This window comes from Kitasatospora sp. NPDC036934, assembly GCF_055608425.1.
The window spans coordinates 113443-131190 of sequence record NZ_JBVJQR010000009.1; the positions used below are offsets into that span (position 1 = coordinate 113443).

Sequence of the window (17748 nt, forward strand, 5' to 3'; positions counted from 1 at the left end):
GGTGAGGAATCGCGTTGAGTCAGCGCCGCTCGTATCCCAACTCGGGTGACTTCAACCTGGACGACCTGTTCCGCCCCGAGCCCGGCCAGCCCCAGGGCCAGCCGGGCCAGCCGCAGGGCCCCACGGCCGTGCCGCCGGTGGGCCAGCCGTCCGGGCAGCCCGAGTACCTGGGCGAGGGCGCGCACGCGCTGCCGACCCAGGCCCCGCCCGCCCAGCAGCCCCCGTGGGGCGCCGCGCCGCAGCCCGGTTACGGCGTCCCGCCGCAGGCCGAGGCCGCCCCGGAGACCCAGCACCTGCCGCCGTACCCGGCCGGCGACCCGCAGGGCGGCTACCCCGCGCCCCAGCCCGGCTACCAGGGACACCAGGGCTACCCGCAGGCCGTGCCGCAGCAGCAGCCGGGGTACCCGGGCCACGGGTACCCCCAGCAGGGCGGTTACGCCCAGGACGGCTACCCACAGCAGGACGGCTACGGGCAGCAGGACGGCTACGGGCCGGAGCGGGACGCCACCCAGGCGGGCCGCTCGGGCCGCGGCGGCCGTTCGTCCAACAAGCTGGTCATCGGCGGCGTGGTGGCCGGCTTCGCGGTGGCCGGCGTGCTGGTCGCCGTGCTGATGAACGGCGACGACACCACCACCAAGTCCGACCAGAAGACCGCCCCGGTCGCCGCCACCGGCAGCAGCGCCCCCGGCGGGGCGAGCGCGAGCGGCTCCGGCGCGGCGGCCGACCCGGAGGTCAAGGCCCAGGCCCAGCCGCTGTCCGACCTGCTGGGCACCGCCAGCGACAGCCGCAGCGCGGTGGTCTCCGCGGTCGCCTCGGTGCAGAAGTGCGACAAGCTGCCCGACTCGCAGCAGGCGCTGTCCGGCGCGGCCGGCAAGCGGCGCGAGCTGCAGACCAAGCTCGGCCAGCTGAAGACCGACAAGCTGCCCGGCGCCCAGCAGCTGGTCGAGCAGCTCAACGCCGCCTGGACTGCCTCGGCCCAGGCCGATGACGAGTACGCGGCCTGGGCGACCGACGCCCAGGCCTCCTGCGACCCGAAGAAGCCGGACACCGGCAACCAGCACTACAAGAACGCGGTGCAGGCCAGCGGCACGGCGACCACCGCCAAGAAGCAGGCCTCCACCCTGTGGAACGCGATCGCCACCCAGACCGGGCTGCCCAGCCGCAGCGACGGCGACCTCTAGCAGTGCGGAACGGCCTCTAGCAGTGCGGAAGGGCGGGCCCGCGCCGGGCCCGCCCTCGGTGCCGTGCCCGGTCAGCCCGGGGAACGGGCCCCGGTGAGCACCCAGCGGACGTCCACGAAGCCCGGCTGCTGCAGCGTCATCCGGCCGGTCCTGACCACCTGGTAGGTGACCCAGGTGTTCACCAGCCGCGGGGACTCGGTGCTCGGCAGCATGTTGGTGGTGCCCCAGTTCAGCGGAGGGGTGAGCCCGACGTCGATGCCCTCACCGCTGTCCAGCAGGGCGGCGATGGTCTTCGCGCTGACCGGCTTGCCGGCCGCCGCCAGCTTCTCGGTGACCACCCGGAACACCTCGTAGGCGACCCAGGTGGTCTCCACGCCCGGGTCGGCGACGTCGATGCTGTGCCCGTCGGTGGCCTGGGAGCGCACCACCGCGCGCAGCGCGTCCCAGGTCTTGGCCGACTCCGGCGGGTACCAGCTGGTGACGAACGCGCCGGCCAGCGGGCCGGAGTCGCCACCGGTGGAGTCGACAACCGACTGCTGGACGCTGCCGATCACCGAGGCGATCCGGGTGTTCTTCGCGTTCTGCCGCCGGTAGGCGTCCAGCAGGTTGCCCGTCGGCTCGGCGGCCAGGGCGCTGGTGACGCAGTTGCCCGGCTCGTCCTTGCCGATCGCCTTGCGGACCACCTGGCCGTAGTCCGAGGACTGCTCGGGCGCCTTGACGTCCAGCAGCTTGATCCCGGCCGGCTTGAGCGCGTTGCCCAGGTAGCCGAGCAGGTTGTCGCCGGCCGGGGTGTCCGGGCGGATCAGCGAGACGGCCTTGCAGCCGGCGTCGACCAACTGGCGGCCGCTGCCGGCGATCAGCGCGGGCATGCCGCCGTCCACCGGGTAGGACAGTGGGCTGGAGAACTCGGGCTGGGACAGGCCGTACCCGCCGATCAGCGGGATGCCGGCGCGCTCCAGCACCGGCATGAAGGCGTCGCCCCACTGGCTGTAGGAGCCGAGCACGGCGACCGCTTTGGCGTCCACCGCCTGCTGGGCGCAGGCCTTGGCGCCGTCCGCGGTGTTGTGCTCGTTGCACGTGATCACGTGCAGCCGGTGACCGCTCAGCCCGCCCTTGACGTTGACGTCGCGGCCGATCGACTCGGCGAGCGCGGTCATGCCGGGGCGGTCCGCGGAGCCGGTGCCGGACGGCGACCAGGTCATCACGGTCAGGTCGTCGGCGTTGGTGGAGGCATCGGCCGGTCCGCCGCACGCGGAGGCCGAGAAGAGGGTGGGGAACAGCACCGCGGCGGTCACCGCGGCGGCGATCGGGCGCCGCGGGCGGCGTCCGCTGATCGTGGGCCGGGCCCGGGAGGAGTCCCTTCGGCTGGTCATCGGTCTTCCCTCTCTGGGGCGCCATCCGGCGCACCGGGGAACAAGCCAAGCCCCGGCGCCGCAAGCCGAGAGGGCAGAAATGCGAACGCCCGGCAAACGGCCGCCGAAATCCGGGTCGGTACGCGTGTAGATCGTGAGTGGAGCACGAACAGACGGGGAACGTACGATCGTTCACCATGTCCGCCAGCACAGATTCTTCGCACCGGTCCGCCCGAAACCCTTCTCGTCCGGGCCACCGCTCCAGCACGATGGGCGGCATGCCGCTCAACGACCTGCCCTGGTGGCGCTGGCGAGCCCGACTGCGCTCGGCGCTGCACATGCTGTCCGACCCCGGTTTCCAGCACGAGGCCTGGCTGACCGGCCGGGAGGGCTACGGGGACGTCACCGACGCCGTCTACCGGCTCGTGGAGGACACCTGGCTGGACCGCTGGTCCGCCGAGAAGTACGTGGGCACCATGTTCCGCGACTCCGCCGAGGCCGCCCTGGTCGACGTCGCGGTGCTGCGCGCGGTGCAGCTGCTGCACGAGGTCGGCGCCGACGCCCCGGCCTCCGCCTACCTCGGCCACCCCGGCTGGCCGGAGACCGTCCGGGCCGCCCGCGAGGCCCACGTCGCCCTGGCCACCGGCGACGGGGACGACCCGGACGCCACCCCCAGGTCGCTGGACGTGCTGCGCATCCTGACCCAGGTCTGAGGCCGCCCGCCGGTCGGCGCCGTCCCGCAGTACGGGCAGCGGGGCGGCGACCGTCCACGATGTGACACGCTGGACCATTCACGCACGCGCGTGACGCATTCGTACGAGCTCAGAACGGGATACCCGCAGTGGAACAGCAGCCGGCCAGCGCCCAGTACGTCCTCACGCTGTCCTGCCCCGACAAGCAGGGCATCGTCCACGCTGTCTCCAGCTACCTCTTCATGACCGGCTGCAACATCATCGACAGCCAGCAGTTCGGCGACGGGGACACCGGACTGTTCTTCATGCGGGTGCACTTCTCCGCCCCCGAGCCGGTCACCGCCGACAAGCTGCGGGCCAGCTTCGCCGCGATCGGCGCCTCCTTCGGGATGGACTGGCAGATCCACCCGACCGAGCAGCGGATGCGGATCGTCCTCATGGTCAGCAAGTTCGGGCACTGCCTGAACGACCTGCTCTACCGCACCAGGATCGGCGCCCTGCCGGTGGAGATCGCCGCGGTGGTCTCCAACCACACCGACCTGCGGGACCTCACCGAGAGCTACGGCGTCCCCTTCCACCACATCCCGGTCACCCGGGACACCAAGGCCGACGCCGAGCGGCAGCTGCTCGACCTGGTCGAGAAGGAGAACGTCGAACTGGTCGTGCTGGCCCGCTACATGCAGGTGCTCTCCGACCGGCTGTGCACCGAGCTGTCCGGCCGCGTGATCAACATCCACCACTCCTTCCTGCCGAGCTTCAAGGGCGCCAAGCCCTACCACCAGGCGCACGCCCGCGGCGTGAAGCTGATCGGAGCCACCGCGCACTACGTCACCGCCGACCTCGACGAGGGCCCGATCATCGAGCAGGAGGTGGCCCGGGTCACCCACGACGTCAGCCCGGACCAGCTGGTCGCGCTCGGCCGGGACGTCGAGTGCCAGGCGCTGGCCCGCGCGGTCAAGTGGCACAGCGAGCACCGGGTGCTGCTCGACGGCACCCGGACGGTCGTCTTCGGCTGAGGCCCGCGGTCCGGCCGCGGCCGTTGCGTTGCGGCGGAAGCCGCGCGGCCGTCAGCGCCGGGAGAGCAGCGGCAGCGCGTGCAGCACCTCGCGCACCGCGGCGCGGTCACCGTGCTCGCCCACCGGCAGCCGGTCCGGGTCGCGGTGCGCGGCCGCCAACTGGCACAGCTCCAGGCCGTCCAGCACCATCGAGGCCACCGGCTCCCCGCCGGGAGCCCCCGCCGGCCCGCCGTCCAGCGGCACCAGCCACTCGCCGGCCGCCGGACCGTCCACCACCAGCCGCAGCCGCCGGCCGCCCGGGGCGGCCACGGGCGCGTCCGGCACCCCGGCGGGCTCCGGGTGCCCCGCGCGCAGCCCGGCCAGCGCCCGCGGCAGCAGCCGCACCACCAGCTCCACCATCTGCCGCAGGTGCTGCGGCGACGGCGGGGCGTACGGGTAGGCGACGGCGCGGGCCACGTCCTCGCCGTGCACGAAGCACTCCAGGGCGCGGTCCACGAAGGCGTCGCGCAGCGGCAGCACCGCGAAGCCGAGGTCGACCGGGGTACTGCCCTGCGGGGCCAGCGCGGCGCTGCGCACCAGGTCGTGGGTCTGCTGGCGCCAGCGCGCCCGCACCGACTGCGGCGGCAGACCGGCCTGGTCGGCGAGCAGCCGGGCGGTGCGCGCGCCGACCGCCGCGTACGGTCCGCCCTGCGGCGGCACCCGTGGCACCCGCGGCGCCGGGACGAAGGCCTCCTGCGGCGGCACCCGCCGCTCCGCGGCCGGCCCGGTGCCGGCCACAGCGGCGGCCGGCACCGGGTCGGGCAGACCGAGGGCGAGCGCCAGGAAGCCGTCCACGGCGGTCAGCCGGCCCAGCACCTCGGCCGGGTGCAGCCGCTCGGTGCCGCCGTACCACGGCAGTTCGGCCACCTCCTGCCACTCCTCCGGACCGAGGTCGCGCAGCAGCGCGTCGAGCTTGGCGGTCTCCGCGGTGTACGGCATCCCCCAGGCGGGGACGGGCAGTTCCGCCGGGCGGCGGGCAAGGCACCAGTCCAGCACCTGCCGGCGCAGCGAACCCGGCTGGTCCAGCGGCTCGTCCAGGGAGAGCCAGCCCGCCGCCTCGCGCAGCCGGGCCGCCTCCTCGGCACACTCCGGACAGTCTCGCAGGTGCTGCTCCAACTCGGCGGCCTCGCGCGGCGGGCAGGCACCGAGGGACCACGCGCCGAGCAGCGAGCGCAGGGCGTCGTGCCGCTCCTCGCTCATCCGCCCGCGCACCTCTCGACGATTCGCTCGCGCACGCTCACCTGCCCCCGTCCCCGTCGGTGTGCTCCTGGCGGGCGCGTTCGTCGGCCAGTTCGGTGGCCAGCAGCTCCAGTCCGAGCCGCATCCGCTGCTTGGCGGCCTGCTCGCTGATGCCGAGCAGCCGGGCCGTCTCCTGGTAGGTGCGACCGTCGTAGTACGTCACCGCGATGGTCTCACGCAGGGGTTGGGGCAGGGAGTCGACCACGTACTGCATCCGCGCGGCGGTGGCCACGGCGCGGATCTCCTCCTCGCCCGCGCCGGTGCCGCGGCCCGCGTCCGGTCCGGTGGCGCGCCGGGCCCGCAGCCGTTCGACCGCGCGGCGGTGGGTGAGCGAGCCGAGCCAGGAGCGCAGCGAGCCCTGGGCGGGGTCGAAGTCCTCCGGGTGCTCCCAGACGTGGGCGAAGACCTCCCGGGTGAGCTGGGCGGCGGCCGCCTGGTCGGCGAGTATCCGCCCGGCCAGGCCGTGCACCATCGGGGCGAGCCGGTCGTAGAGTTCGCCGAGCGCGGTCTCCTCGCCGCGGGCGAGGCGGCGCTGCAACTGCTCGTCCCAACGCGGGATCCGGTCCGGGGTGGCCATCGAGAACCAACCCTCCTGCCCGGCTCGTTGGCGTTACCCAACGGTATCCCCTGGCCGGTCGGCGGCGGAGGGGAATCCGCCAAGAACGGAACCCCGCCTCGTGGTTCGGATCCGTGGCGCCGGGTCGGCGGACGGCGGGTCGGCGGACGGGAGGTCGGCGGACGGCAGGTCGGCACCGGAGCGGCTCCTCCCGTGGTGGGAGGGTCCGCCGATGGCGCTGTTCGAGAACCGCTGGACATATGTCGCACGGGTGGTTCGCGAGTGGCGGGCGGGGCGACGGGGGTGTCCGGCGGTAGGTTCCCGCCCAGGGCGTGTCCGACACGCCCTGCGGGACCGGCGTCGGCCCGGGCCGGACGAGTACCGGTGCGAGGCTCGTGAGAGTGAGCGGGACAGTATGCACTGCCCTGTCCCCCGATCGCCGGAATATGCCCGAAGCGCTTGCTGCGGTCCGTCCGCCCACCCATCCTGAGGCGTATTCGTGTCGTGGCCGGTGCGCGACCGACGAGTTGACGCGGGCGAGTGGCGCGGGCGAACGGGTCGGCGAACGCCCGGGCGAGCCGGGTGGCACCGGGCGAAGTGCGAGGGCCCCGCCGGCCGGCTGATCCGGCCCGATCGGGACGTTGGCCGAACTGCGAGTGCGGGTGGTGGAGCGGTGCAGGTTCTTCAGGTACAGCTTGCGGTGCAGGCGGACCCCGCCGAGGTCGGCCGGGCCCGCCGGTGGGTGCGCTCGCGGCTGCTGAACCACGGGGTGGACCCGGACGCGCCGATGGCCGAGACGGTGGTGCTGGTGGTCTCGGAGCTGGTCACCAACGCCGTGGTGCACACCGGCTGTCCGGCCGTGCTGAGACTCTGTCTGCCGGTGGCCGAGGGTGCGGCGCCGGCCGGTCCGCCCGGCCCGCTGCGGGTCGAGGTGGCCGACGCCAGCCAGGCCGCCCCGGCCCCCCGGCACGCCGGCGCGGACGAGGACGCCACCAACGGGCGCGGCCTGGAGCTGGTCGAGCTGCTCTGCGAGCGCTGGGGCTGGTACCCGGACGGCTCGGGCAAGCGGGTCTGGTGCGAGATCGGCGCCGAGGCCCGCCCGGCGGATCCCCTGGCCGGGATGGACTGGGCGGCTCTGGCGCAATAACGGCTTCCGGCACGGCCGGTGTCGATCACCGGCCGAAAGCTGACGCAATCATTCCGAATTTCGGACTACCCATTGACGTGACGTATCCGACTGATCACGCTTGGGTGCGGCTCCCGTTGCGAGGGGACGCCGAGGGGACGTCCGTCCGCCGCCACGGTGCTGCTGTCCAGGGGGATCGCGTCAGCAGGGGGGATCGTGGACTGCCGGGCGCGGCCCACTCCTCGGCGAGTGCGGAGGCCGTGGCGCGGGTTCAGGGCCCGTGCGCCGCGCTCGGACGGCGGCCCGCCACGTTGCGCTCGGCGCGTACGCGGTCGGCCGCCGTCCGGTGCGCTGGCCCCGGTGAGGCGGATTCCGGCCGGCGGCCCGCCCTTTCCCGGGATTCACTCGGCCTTGCCTGCCGTCACCTGCCTTCACTCGGCCTCACTCGGCCTCACTCGGCCTCACTCGGCCTCACTCGGCTTCACTTGGCTCTACTCGGCTTCGGCCAGGACGCGGGACCGGGCCGGGTTCCGCTCCTGGGGGCCGGCCTGCGCCGGGGTGGTCCGGAAGGTGCGACGGTAGGTGGACGGTGCCACGTCCAGCCGGTCGCGCAGCTGCAGCCGCAGCGAGGCGGCCGTTCCGAAACCGGACTCCCGGGCGACCTGGTCGATGCTCAGGTCGGTGCGCTCCAGCAACTGCCGGGCCCGCTCGGTGCGCTGGGTGGTGATCCACCGGCCGGGGCTGGCCCCGGTCTCCTCGCGGAAGCGCCGGGTGAAGGTCCGTACGCTCATCCCCGCCCGGTCGGCGAGCCGGCTCAGCGGCAGCGGCCCGTCCAGGTGCTCCAGCGCCCAGGCGCGTACGGCGGCGGTGCCGGAGCCGCCGGAGTCCACCGGGCTAGGCGCCTCCACGTACTGCTTCTGGCCGCCGTCGCGCCACGGCGGCACCAGGCAGTTGCGGGCCACCGCGTTGGCCACCGCGCTGCCGTGGTCGCGGCGCACCACGTGCAGGCACAGGTCCACCCCGGCGGCCACCCCGCCGGAGGTGAGGACGTCGCCGTCGTCGGTGTAGAGCACGTCCGGATCCAGCAGGACCTTCGGGAACGCCCGGGCGAAGCGCTCGGTGTAGCGCCAGTGGGTGGTGGCCGGGCGGCCGTCCAGCAGGCCGGCCGAGGCCAGCAGGAAGGAGCCGGTGCAGATCGACATCAGCCGGGCGCCGGGCCGGATCCGCCCCAGTGCGGCGGCCAGTTCGGGGGTGAAGGCGGCGTCCACGTCGTCCGGGGTGGCGTCGTGGGAGGCCGGGACCACCACCGTGTCGGCCCGCTCCAGCAGTTCGGGCCCGTGGTCGACGGTGATCCGGAAGTCGGCGCTGGTGGCGACCGGCCCGCCGTCCAGAGTGCAGGTGGCCACCCGGTAGAGCGGGCGGCCGGCGTCGTCCCGGGCGTTGCCGAAGATCCTTGCGGGGATGCCGAGTTCGAAGGCGATCACGCCCTCCAGGGCGAGTACCGCGACCAGGTGCGCCATGCCGTTCCTTCCCGTTCCCGATCCATCCCCGGTGGTTCCCCAGCGGCTCCCGGTGGTTCCCCCGGTGGTTCCCCCGGTGGTTCCCCCGGTGGTTCCCCGTGGGGCGGGTCCGGGCCAGGGTACGCGCCGGGCGTGGCCCGATTCTTGCGAAAGCTGTCATTCGGGCCACTCGTCCGGACCGCGCCCGCTCGGGAGACTCGTCCATGTGACCGAACGCAGTGCCCTCGCCGCCTCCACGACGCCCCCCACCACCTCGATACCCGGCCCCGGCCGGCGCCCCCGGGTGCACTACGCCTGGGTGGTGGCCGCCGTCGCCCTGCTCGTCCTGCTCGGATCGGCCGGCTTCCGCTCCACGCCCAGCCTGATGATGGACGCCCTGCACAACGAGTTCGGCTGGTCGCTCGCGACGATCTCCAGCGCCACCTCCGTCAACCTCACCCTCTACGGCCTCACCGCCCCCTTCGCCGCCGCCCTGATGGACCGCTTCGGCGTGCGCCTGGTGGTGGTCTGCGCGCTGCTCACCATCTCGGTCGGCGCCGGCCTCACCATGCTGATGCGCCAGCCCTGGCAGCTGGTCCTCTGCTGGGGCGTGCTGGTCGGCCTCGGCAGCGGCTCGATGGCCGGAGCGTTCGCCACCACCATCACCGGCCGCTGGTTCCAGGCCCGCCAGGGCCTGGTCACCGGGGTGCTCACCGCCGCCGGCGCCGCCGGGAACCTGGTCTTCCTGCCGGTCGGCGCCTGGCTGGTCGAACAGCACGGCTGGCGCTCGGCCGTGGTGGTGGTCTCGCTCGCCGCCAGCGCCGTCGCGGTGCCCGTCCTGCTGCTGATGCGCGAGCGCCCCGCCGACCTCGGCCTGCTCCCGTACGGCGCCACCGAGGCCCCGCCCGCGCCGGTGCGGGACGCCCGCGCCCTGGCCCGCACCCTGCGGGTGCTGCGCGACGCCGCCCGCACCCGGTCGTTCTGGCTGCTGGCGAGCTCCTTCGCGATCTGCGGCGCCACCACCGCCGGCCTGGTCGGCACCCACTTCATCCCGGCCGCGCACGACCACGGCATGCCCGTCACCACCGCCGCGAGCCTGCTCGCCCTGATCGGCCTGTTCGACGTGGTCGGCACCGTGTTCAGCGGCTGGCTCACCGACCGGGTCGACTCCCGGCTGCTGCTCACCGTCTACTACGGGCTGCGCGGCCTCTCCCTGCTCCTGCTGCCCCAGCTGCTGGCCGGTTCGCTGCAGCCGCCGATCCTCGCCTTCGTCATCTTCTACGGCCTGGACTGGGTGGCCACCGTGCCGCCGACCGTCGCCCTGTGCCGCCGGCACTTCGGCGACGACGCCCCGATCGTCTTCGGCTGGGTGCTCGCCGCCCACCAGATCGGCGCCGCCGTGGTCGCCGGGCTGGCCGGCCTGGCCCGCGACGCGCTCGGCAACTACGACCTCACCTGGTACGGCGCCGGCGCGCTGTGCGCGGTCGCGGTCGGTCTCTGCCTGGCGCTGCGCACCGGACGGCCGACGGACCGGGTGGTGCCCGCCCTGTCCTGAGGCTCCCGGTGTTCTCGGGGCGGTGTCCGATCGGAGGGTTAGGCTCCGCTTCATGGCGCTCACCTTCACCCTCGACCCCAAGCCCGACCCCGACCTGCGCAGCGCCGTGGTGCGGCTCTGGACGGACGTGACCAACGCCGGCGGCGCGGTCGGCTTCGTGGCCCCGGTCACCGAGGACGAGGTCTGGGACACCGCCGACGAGCAGTTCGCCGGGCTCGCCCCGGACGGCCCCGACCGGCTGCTGGTCGCGCACGACGGCGCGACCGGTCGGCTGGCCGGGGTGCTGTTCTTCGCGTCGATGCGGTTCGAGCCGATGGAGCACTGGAGGCTGCTCAAGCGGGTCATGGTGCACCCCGACTTCCAGGGCCTCGGGTACGGAGCCGAACTGCTCGCCGAGGCCGAGCGGGTGGCCCGAGCCTGGGGCCTGGAGTCACTGCGGCTCACCGCCCGCGGCGGCCTGGGCCTGGAGCGCTTCTACGAGCGCTGCGGCTACCGCGAGGTCGGCCGGGTGCCGGCCGCGATCCGGGTCGCCCCCGGGGACGACCGCGACGACATCACCATGTGGCTCGACCTGCGCTGATCCCGCCCCGGAGAGGTGACCGGTGCCCCCTGGCCCGCGCCGGGTGTCAGGCATGCTTGACTGGAAGACCCGCCCCGGCTCGACCAGAAGGATGTGTCCCAGTGAGCAGCAACGGCCCGCAGAAGTCGCACGCCACGCTCCGCTACACCTCCATGCGGGCCAGCATCTTCCTCGGCTGCCTGCTGGTGGCCCTGCTGCTCGGGCACTTCGGGATCATCCCGGTGAGCGGTGAGGCCGGGGTGATCTTCCTGGTCCTGCTGGCCGCGATCGCCTCAGCGCCGCTCAGCTACGTGCTGCTGAGCAAGCAGCGCGACGAGATGTCCTCCCAGATCAACAGCAAGGTCGCCGGGATGCGCAACCGTACCGCCGAGCGGATCGCCGCGCAGAACGCCGAGGAGGACGCCGTGGACGACGCCGTCCGCGCGGCCGCCTCCCGGCAGAACTGATCCCGGGCGCAACCCGCGTGCCCGCTGAGCCCGCTGAGCCCGCCGTGCCCGCTGAGCCCGCTGAGCCGCACCCCGGCCCGGACGTCGACTCCGGAGCCGGAGCCGGCGTCGAGGCCGGGACCGGGACCGGGACCGGCGCCGGGGCCGAGCGGCCCGCCGGGACGTGGCCGACCCCCGTGCGCCGGCCCACCGGGCGGGACGTGGCCCGGCTCGCCGGGGTCTCCCAGGCCACCGTCTCGCTGGTGTTCTCCGGGGCCGAGGCGGGCCGCCGGGTCTCCGAGGCGACCAGGGAGCGGGTCCGCGAGGCGGCCCGCAGCCTCGGCTACCGCCCGCAGGCGGCCGGCCGGCAGCTGCGGCTGGGCCGCAGCGGGATGATCATGCTGGCCGTGCCGAACCTCCAGGGCCCGTTCTTCGGCCGGGTGCTGGAGGGCGTCCACCACGAGGCCGGCCGGCACGGGCTGGCGGTCGTGGTCAGCTCCGGCTGGGGCAGCGCCACCCTCGCCGAGGCCGCCACCGCGGGCCGCTTCGACGGCCTGCTGATCTGCTCCCCGGACGACAGCCAGCTGGGTGAGCTGCCGCCGGACACCCCCGCCGTCTTCCTGGACGCCGACCCCGGCACCGACCGGGCCCGCCCGACCGTCGAACTCGACGTGGCCGGCGGGATGCGGGCGGCCGTCGAGCACCTGGCCGCCCTCGGGCACCGCCGGATCGGGCACCTGCGCTCCACCCACGCCGCCTACACCTTCCGGGTCCGGCAGGCCGCCTTCGAGCAGGCCGTCCGCGAACTCGGTCTGGAGGTCGTGGAGTTGGGCGTGAGCCTGAACGAGGGCTATGCGGCCGCGAGAATCGTGGCGGGAGAGCTGCTGGAGCGGGCGGACCGTCCGCGGGCGGTGATCTGCGACGACGACGTGGTCGCCTCCGGCGTCTACCAGGCCGCCGCCGAGCGGGGGTTGCGGGTGCCGGAGGACCTGTCGGTGGTCGGCATGGACAACATCGCGGTCTCCGGGCTGCTCGCCCCACCGCTGACCACCGTCGACCTGCCCGGTGAGGACCTGGGTCGGGCAGGGGCGGCCGCGCTCGCCGGACTGCTGCGCGGGGAGCCAGTGGAGCCGCTCGCGCCGCTGGCCACCTCGCTGGTGCGGCGCTCCTCGACGGCCCCTGTGCCTGCCTCAGCCCCTGCCTCTGCTTCGGACCCGGCTCCGAGCTCGGACTGACGGGCCTTCGGCGAGCTGGCCCCGGCGGGCCGGTGTCCGACGGCGTGCCCGTTAGTACTAATCCGATCAGGTGAATCCGGATCTTTTCCTCTCGCGCCGTGGCCTCGGACGTTTAATCGGACGGTGAGATTCCGCCTATGCGGACGCCCCGACCACGATCCCCACGCCTGTCCAGAGCTGCCCGACTGGCCACCGCCTTCGGCCTGTTCGCGGGCACCCTGCTCACCGGAACCATCACCGCCCCGCCCGCCGAGGCGGCCGTCACCTTCACCAAGACGGTCGACAAGGCCACCGTGGTGCCCGGCGAGAACGTCACCTACACCCTGCGCTACACCTGCTCGGTGAGTGACTGCACCAGCGGGCACATCACCGACTCACTGCCCGCCGGGATGGAGTTCGTCGGCTGGGTCCCGGACGCCAGCACCGTCGACGTGGCCGGCTCCACCGTCCCGGCCGCGGGCACCGTCGCCGGCGCCCTCGACATCAAGCTGCTCACCCTCACCCCCGGGACCACCGCGACCGTCAAGGTCGTGCTCAAGTTCCCGAACTTCACCACCCCGAACAACACCCGGACCGTCAACTCGGCCACCCTGACCGCCGACGGCGAGCCCCCGGAGACCGGCTCCGCCTCCACCACCGCGCACGTCCAGCCCGACTACAAGGTCACCAAGGGCGTCCAGACCAGCAGCCAGGACGGCCGCTCGGTCACCTACCAGTTCAGTGCCTGCTCCACCGCCGGCGTCCCCAACGTCGACCTGGACGCCGCCCGGCTGGTCGACACCCTGCCGCCGGGCGCGGTCGTCGACACCGGGCGCTCGCCCGGCTGGGCCCAGGACCCGGCAGACCCGGACCGCTGGATCTACGACATCGGAGAGTTCCGGGCCGGCAACGGCCAGGCCGGCTGCCGCATCCCCGGCGTGCTGGTCGTCAACTACCCCGACCCGCCCTTCCCCAGCGGCACCACCTCCACCAACTCGGTGGTCCTGCAGGGCGACCCGCTCGGCCCCGAGCCGATGCGCGACCTGTCCACCGACACCGCGCAGACCCCGACCTTCCAGCCGCCCGCCACGGGCATCCAGGTCACCGCCTCCAAGGCCTGGCGGGACCAGGTCGTCTCCGGTGACATCGCCTCCTTCGGGATTCGTCCCGGCAACGCCGCCGGGCCCGCCACCAGCCTGGTGATGACCGACCCCGGCTCGGGTACCACCCCCGGCCTCTACGACTGGCTGATCCCCCAGGCCGTCCAGTGGTCGACGTGGACCCCCACCAGCATCGTCCTCACCCTGCAGTACCGGCTGAACGGCGACCCGACCTGGCAGACCTTCACCCCCACCAACCCGTTCAACGGCTCCAGGCCCGGCTGGATCACCTTCGCCACCGGCGCCGGCAACCCCGACTACGACGTGATCGGCATCCCGGCGGGCCGCTGGCTGGACGGGCTGCGCTTCGAGTGGAACGGCCCCATCCCGACCGGCTGGAGCCCCGGCGACGCCGTCCAGGTCCATGCCCAGGTGGTCACCCCCGGCCACGACGGCCGCCCGGCGCCCACCCCGCTGCACAACTGCGTGGACGTCACCGGCACCGACGCGGCCGGCGACACCTCCGCGGCCGCCGCCTGTGCCGACACCACCGTCACCGCCGCCGTCAACCTCGGCGCCGCCAAGACCACCACCGCCGGCGCGGTCCTCGCCCCCGGCGGTACCGCCACGTTCGAGGTGGTCCCGTACAACCGCACCGGCCGCACCCTCGACACCCCGCTCGTCCTCTACGACCTGCTGCCGCCCGGCCTGGTCTACGTCGACGGCAGCGCCCGCCGCAACCCCGCCTACCCGGACTCCGTCGCCCCCCGGTCCGTCCAGGTGCTGCCCGGCCCCGACGGCCGCCAGCTGCTCAAGATGACCTGGCCGGCCGGTGCGCCCGACATGATGTACCAGAACGACGGCAAGGCGTACCGCACCCTGATCGACGCCCAGGTCGCCGGCAGCGCCCAGCCCGGCACCCTCACCAACGACGTGTACGTCACCACCGAGGGCGCCACCGCCCCCGTCCGCTGCTCCTACTTCGGCACCGACAGCGGCGTGCCGGACACCCTCGACCTCAACGGCGACGGCAACACCACCGAGACCATGTGCCACGCCTCCTCGCAGGTCGAGGTGCAGGTCCCGGCCGTGCTGCGGTCCTTCAAGGAGGTCAAGGGCGACCTCGACAAGGACTACGCCACCACCGGCACCACCACCCCCGGCGGCGGCATCTCCTACCGGCTGACCGTCCGCAACGACTCGCCCGACCCGGTCACCGAGTTCATCGCGTACGACAAGCTGCCCACCCCGGGTGACTCCTACGTGCTGCGGCCCGACATCCAGCGCGGCTCCGCCTGGACGCCCTCGCTCACCCAGCCGCTGACCTCCAGCGACCCGACCGTGGTGATCGAGTACACCACCTCGCCCACCCCGTGCGTCTCCGGAGCGATCACGGTGCCCGGCCCGTGCGACGCCAACGCCCAGTGGAGCGGCACCTTCCCCGGCCCCGGCACCACCACCTGGTTCCGGGTCCGCCGGCCCGGCACCCTGGCGCCCGGCGCCCTCTTCACCCTGACCTGGCCGATGGTCGCCTCGGTGGACGCCGGCAACGCCGACTTCGCCTGGAACAGCTTCGCCTACACCGCCACCGACTCCAGCGGCAGCCCGCTGCTGCCCGCCGAACCCGCCAAGGTCGGCGTCGGCGTCCAGGCGCCCGTCCCGCCGAACAACGCGCTCGGCGACCTCGTCTGGGCCGACCGCGACGGCAGCGGCATCCAGCAGCCCGGCGAGGCCGGCGTACCGGGCGTCCGGGTCGAACTTCTGGACGGCGCCGGGCAGCCGGTCCGCGACAAGATGGGCAAGCCGGTCACGACGGTCACCGACGCCTCCGGGCACTACCTGTTCGACAAGCTGCCGGACGGGGAGTACGCGGTGCGCTTCGACCTGACGACCATTCCGTCCGGGGCCAAGGTCACCGTGCAGCATGCCGGGACGGACCCGGCGCTGGACTCGGACGCCGACCCCGTCACGGGGACCACCCAGACGGTGCGGCTGTCGGGCGGGCAGCGGGACCTGAACCTGGACATGGGGCTGGTGCTGGCGGGGTCGCCTTCGCCTTCGCCTTCGCCTTCGCCTTCGCCTTCGCCGACGTCGTCCCCTTCGCCGACCTCCTCCCCTTCGCCGACGTCGTCCCCTTCGCCGACGTCGTCCCCTTCGCCGACGTCGTCCCCTTCGCCGACGTCGTCCCCCTCGCCGACGTCGTCCCCTTCTCCGACCTCGTCGCCGTCTCCGACGATTTCGCCCTCGCCCACGTCGTCGCCGTCCCCGACGTCGTCCGGGTCGCCCTCGCCGAGCCCGTCGCACAGCCCGTCGCACAGCCCGTCGCACAGTCCGACGCACAGCCCGTCGCCGTCCCGGAGCCACGGGGGCGGTGAGCTGCCCGGCACCGGTGGGTCCGGGCTGGTGCCGGTGCTGCTGGCGACCGGTGTGCTGGGCAGCGGTGTGCTGTTCACCGTGATCGCCTGGGGTCGTCGAGGCCGCCACAGCTGATCGCTCCGGCGATCGCTCCGGATGAGTGGAAGGACATGACTGCGCCCGCCGGCCAGACCCCGGCGGGCGCAGTCGTCTGTGGGGGTGGGCGGTCAGCCCACCGGGACGGGTTCGGCGAGCGGCGCGACCGGTGCGCCGCGGAACCAGCGCCGGGCGCCGAACAGCACCAGTGCGCCGAGCGCGATCCCGCCCGCCGCGCAGACCGCGACCGAGCGCAGCGAGCCCTCGGCGAGGTGGCCGGAGACGGCGTAGCCGAGCGAGTTGCCGGTGGCGAACAGGGTGACCAGCCAGGCGAAGGCCTCGGTGACCGTCCCGGTCGGGGCCAGTTCGGCGACCAGGACGAAGGCGGCGGCCAGCAGCGGGGCGAGCAGGATGCCGGAGAGGAAGGCCAGCGCGGCCATCGGGTACGGGCCGGGCAGCGTGACCAGCGGCAGGTAGGAGGCGGCCATCGCGAGGGCCATCATCCAGGTGCGGGTCGCGGTGCTCTGCCGCCACTCGACCATGCCGTAGGCCAGCGCGCCGAGCAGTCCGCCGAGCGCGGCCAGCGCCAGCAGGGTGCCCCCGCCGCCGGGCAGCGTGCCGGAGTGCTGTTCGGCGTAGGCGATGAACAGCACGTTCTGGGCGCCTACCGCCCAGCCGGCCCCGGCCAGTCCGATCAGCAGCAGCACCAGGCCGGGGGAACGCAGCGGGCCGAGGAGTCCGGCGGACTGCTCGCGGGCGGGGGCGCGCCAGGTCCGGGCGGGCTCCGCAGTGGCCACGACCAGCGCACCGACCAGGCCGAGTCCGGCAGCCACCCAGAGCGCGGCGACCGGGCTGAAGAGTCCGGCGATGCCGGCGACGGCCAGCGGTCCGGCGACGTAGAGGATCTGCTGGGAGGCGGAGTCGAAGGCGTACGCGGTGTCGAGCTGGTCCTCGTCGACCACGTCAGGCCAGAGCGAGCGCAGGCAGGGTTCCAGCGGGGGCATCGCCAGGCCGGCGACGGCGGCGCCCAGGGGGGCGGCGAGCGCGGAACCGGGGGCGAGGGCGAGCAGGGCGTACCCGCCGCCGGCCACCACGGCGGAGGCGACCAGGACGCGCGGCTGGCCGGTGCGGTCGACGATCCGGCCGAGCACCGGGCCGCCGACGGCGGCGGCGAGCGCGTAGACGGAGGTGGCCAGGCCGATCCGGCCGTAGGGGACGCCGGCCTCGCGCAGGGCGAGGGCGATCACCAGGGCGGTCATGCCGGCGGGCAGGCGGCCGAGCAGGGTGCCGAGCAGGAGTCGGGTGACGTGCGGGGCGCGGAGCAGGGCGAGGTAGCCCATCGGTGGTCTTCTCCGGTCAGGGCAGGGGAGGGCGGGGCGCTGTCAAAGTTATACGTATAACTGCCGGTCGGTCAATCTGGCCGGAAGGTGGATCTGATGGGACATCAGCCTCGTTCGTGTCCGGATCCCCCTCCCGTCCCACTCCTGGATGCGGGTCCGGAGTGGCCTGATCTCAAACAAGTACTTTGAACATCTCAAACCTTTGCTGCTAACGTGTCGGCCGTGACCACTCCAGAAGCACTGCGGATGCACGGCCCGGGCCAGCTGCCCGGCGTCGCCCGCCCAGGTGCTCTGACCGGTGCTGTGGACAGCCCGCGCCGTTGTCGCGCCATGAGCTGTGCAGCCATGAGCTGTATCGCGGCGGCACGCCCCTGAAACGGGGT

The 17748-nt window shown here is 73.9% G+C and carries 14 protein-coding genes; 9 read left to right on the plus strand and 5 right to left on the minus strand.

Features of this window, described 5'->3' with window-relative positions:
• The first annotated feature begins 14 nt into the window (after positions 1-14).
• On the plus strand, positions 15-1181 hold the full coding sequence (locus tag ACZ7BZ_RS15980; RefSeq protein WP_470358863.1) for a hypothetical protein: 1167 nt from the start codon (positions 15-17) through the stop codon (positions 1179-1181).
• Positions 1182-1252: 71 nt separating this feature from the next.
• Here ACZ7BZ_RS15980 and ACZ7BZ_RS15985 read toward each other — a convergent pair whose 3' ends face one another.
• Positions 1253-2554 carry an ABC transporter substrate-binding protein gene (locus tag ACZ7BZ_RS15985; protein WP_470358864.1) on the minus strand — a complete coding sequence of 434 codons (1302 nt, stop codon included), beginning with the start codon at positions 2552-2554 and terminating at the stop codon, positions 1253-1255.
• 257 nt (positions 2555-2811) lie between these two features.
• Between ACZ7BZ_RS15985 and ACZ7BZ_RS15990 the strand changes: the two genes are divergently transcribed.
• A complete protein-coding gene (locus ACZ7BZ_RS15990; RefSeq protein WP_380455184.1) occupies positions 2812-3246 on the plus strand; it encodes an SCO4402 family protein in 435 nt (144 codons plus the stop codon).
• 128 nt (positions 3247-3374) lie between these two features.
• The gene (gene purU, locus ACZ7BZ_RS15995; protein WP_380455182.1) at positions 3375-4241 is read left to right on the plus strand and encodes a formyltetrahydrofolate deformylase; all 867 of its coding nucleotides are present in this window, start codon (positions 3375-3377) and stop codon (positions 4239-4241) included.
• Between the two features lie 51 nt (positions 4242-4292).
• On the opposite strand, the gene ACZ7BZ_RS16000 is transcribed toward purU, so the two are convergent.
• Both ACZ7BZ_RS16000 and ACZ7BZ_RS16005 read right to left on the minus strand, forming a co-directional pair.
• Positions 4293-5480 (minus strand): zf-HC2 domain-containing protein, encoded by a 1188-nt coding sequence (locus ACZ7BZ_RS16000; protein ID WP_470358866.1) that lies wholly within the window; start codon positions 5478-5480, stop codon positions 4293-4295.
• A 37-nt stretch (positions 5481-5517) separates the two neighbouring features.
• A complete protein-coding gene (locus tag ACZ7BZ_RS16005; protein ID WP_470358867.1) occupies positions 5518-6096 on the minus strand; it encodes a sigma-70 family RNA polymerase sigma factor in 579 nt (192 codons plus the stop codon).
• Between the two features lie 652 nt (positions 6097-6748).
• Here ACZ7BZ_RS16005 and ACZ7BZ_RS16010 point away from each other — a divergent pair.
• Entirely contained in the window at positions 6749-7222 is a 474-nt protein-coding gene (locus ACZ7BZ_RS16010) for an ATP-binding protein (RefSeq protein WP_380455176.1), read from the plus strand.
• A gap of 470 nt (positions 7223-7692) precedes the next feature.
• Here ACZ7BZ_RS16010 and ACZ7BZ_RS16015 read toward each other — a convergent pair whose 3' ends face one another.
• Entirely contained in the window at positions 7693-8721 is a 1029-nt protein-coding gene (locus ACZ7BZ_RS16015; RefSeq protein WP_470358868.1) for a GlxA family transcriptional regulator, read from the minus strand.
• Between the two features lie 205 nt (positions 8722-8926).
• Here ACZ7BZ_RS16015 and ACZ7BZ_RS16020 point away from each other — a divergent pair, with 205 nt between their 5' ends.
• The 5 genes from ACZ7BZ_RS16020 to ACZ7BZ_RS16040 all read left to right on the plus strand — a co-directional run bounded on the left by ACZ7BZ_RS16020 (position 8927) and on the right by ACZ7BZ_RS16040 (position 16064).
• Complete coding sequence (locus tag ACZ7BZ_RS16020; RefSeq protein ID WP_470358869.1) at positions 8927-10255, plus strand: MFS transporter; 1329 nt, start codon at positions 8927-8929, stop codon at positions 10253-10255.
• A gap of 52 nt (positions 10256-10307) precedes the next feature.
• Complete coding sequence (locus ACZ7BZ_RS16025) at positions 10308-10835, plus strand: GNAT family N-acetyltransferase (RefSeq protein ID WP_470358870.1); 528 nt, start codon at positions 10308-10310, stop codon at positions 10833-10835.
• Positions 10836-10936: 101 nt separating this feature from the next.
• Positions 10937-11281, plus strand: a complete 345-nt coding sequence (locus tag ACZ7BZ_RS16030) for a DUF4229 domain-containing protein (protein WP_465743706.1) — start codon at positions 10937-10939, stop codon at positions 11279-11281.
• Positions 11282-11325: 44 nt separating this feature from the next.
• Positions 11326-12495, plus strand: coding sequence for a LacI family DNA-binding transcriptional regulator (locus ACZ7BZ_RS16035; protein ID WP_470358871.1), 1170 nt, complete (start codon positions 11326-11328; stop codon positions 12493-12495).
• Positions 12496-12632: 137 nt separating this feature from the next.
• Positions 12633-16064, plus strand: coding sequence for an SdrD B-like domain-containing protein (locus ACZ7BZ_RS16040; protein WP_470358872.1), 3432 nt, complete (start codon positions 12633-12635; stop codon positions 16062-16064).
• A gap of 92 nt (positions 16065-16156) precedes the next feature.
• Here the strand turns inward: ACZ7BZ_RS16040 and ACZ7BZ_RS16045 are convergent, their stop codons facing one another.
• Complete coding sequence (locus tag ACZ7BZ_RS16045; RefSeq protein WP_470358873.1) at positions 16157-17365, minus strand: MFS transporter; 1209 nt, start codon at positions 17363-17365, stop codon at positions 16157-16159.
• Positions 17366-17748 lie beyond the last annotated feature (383 nt).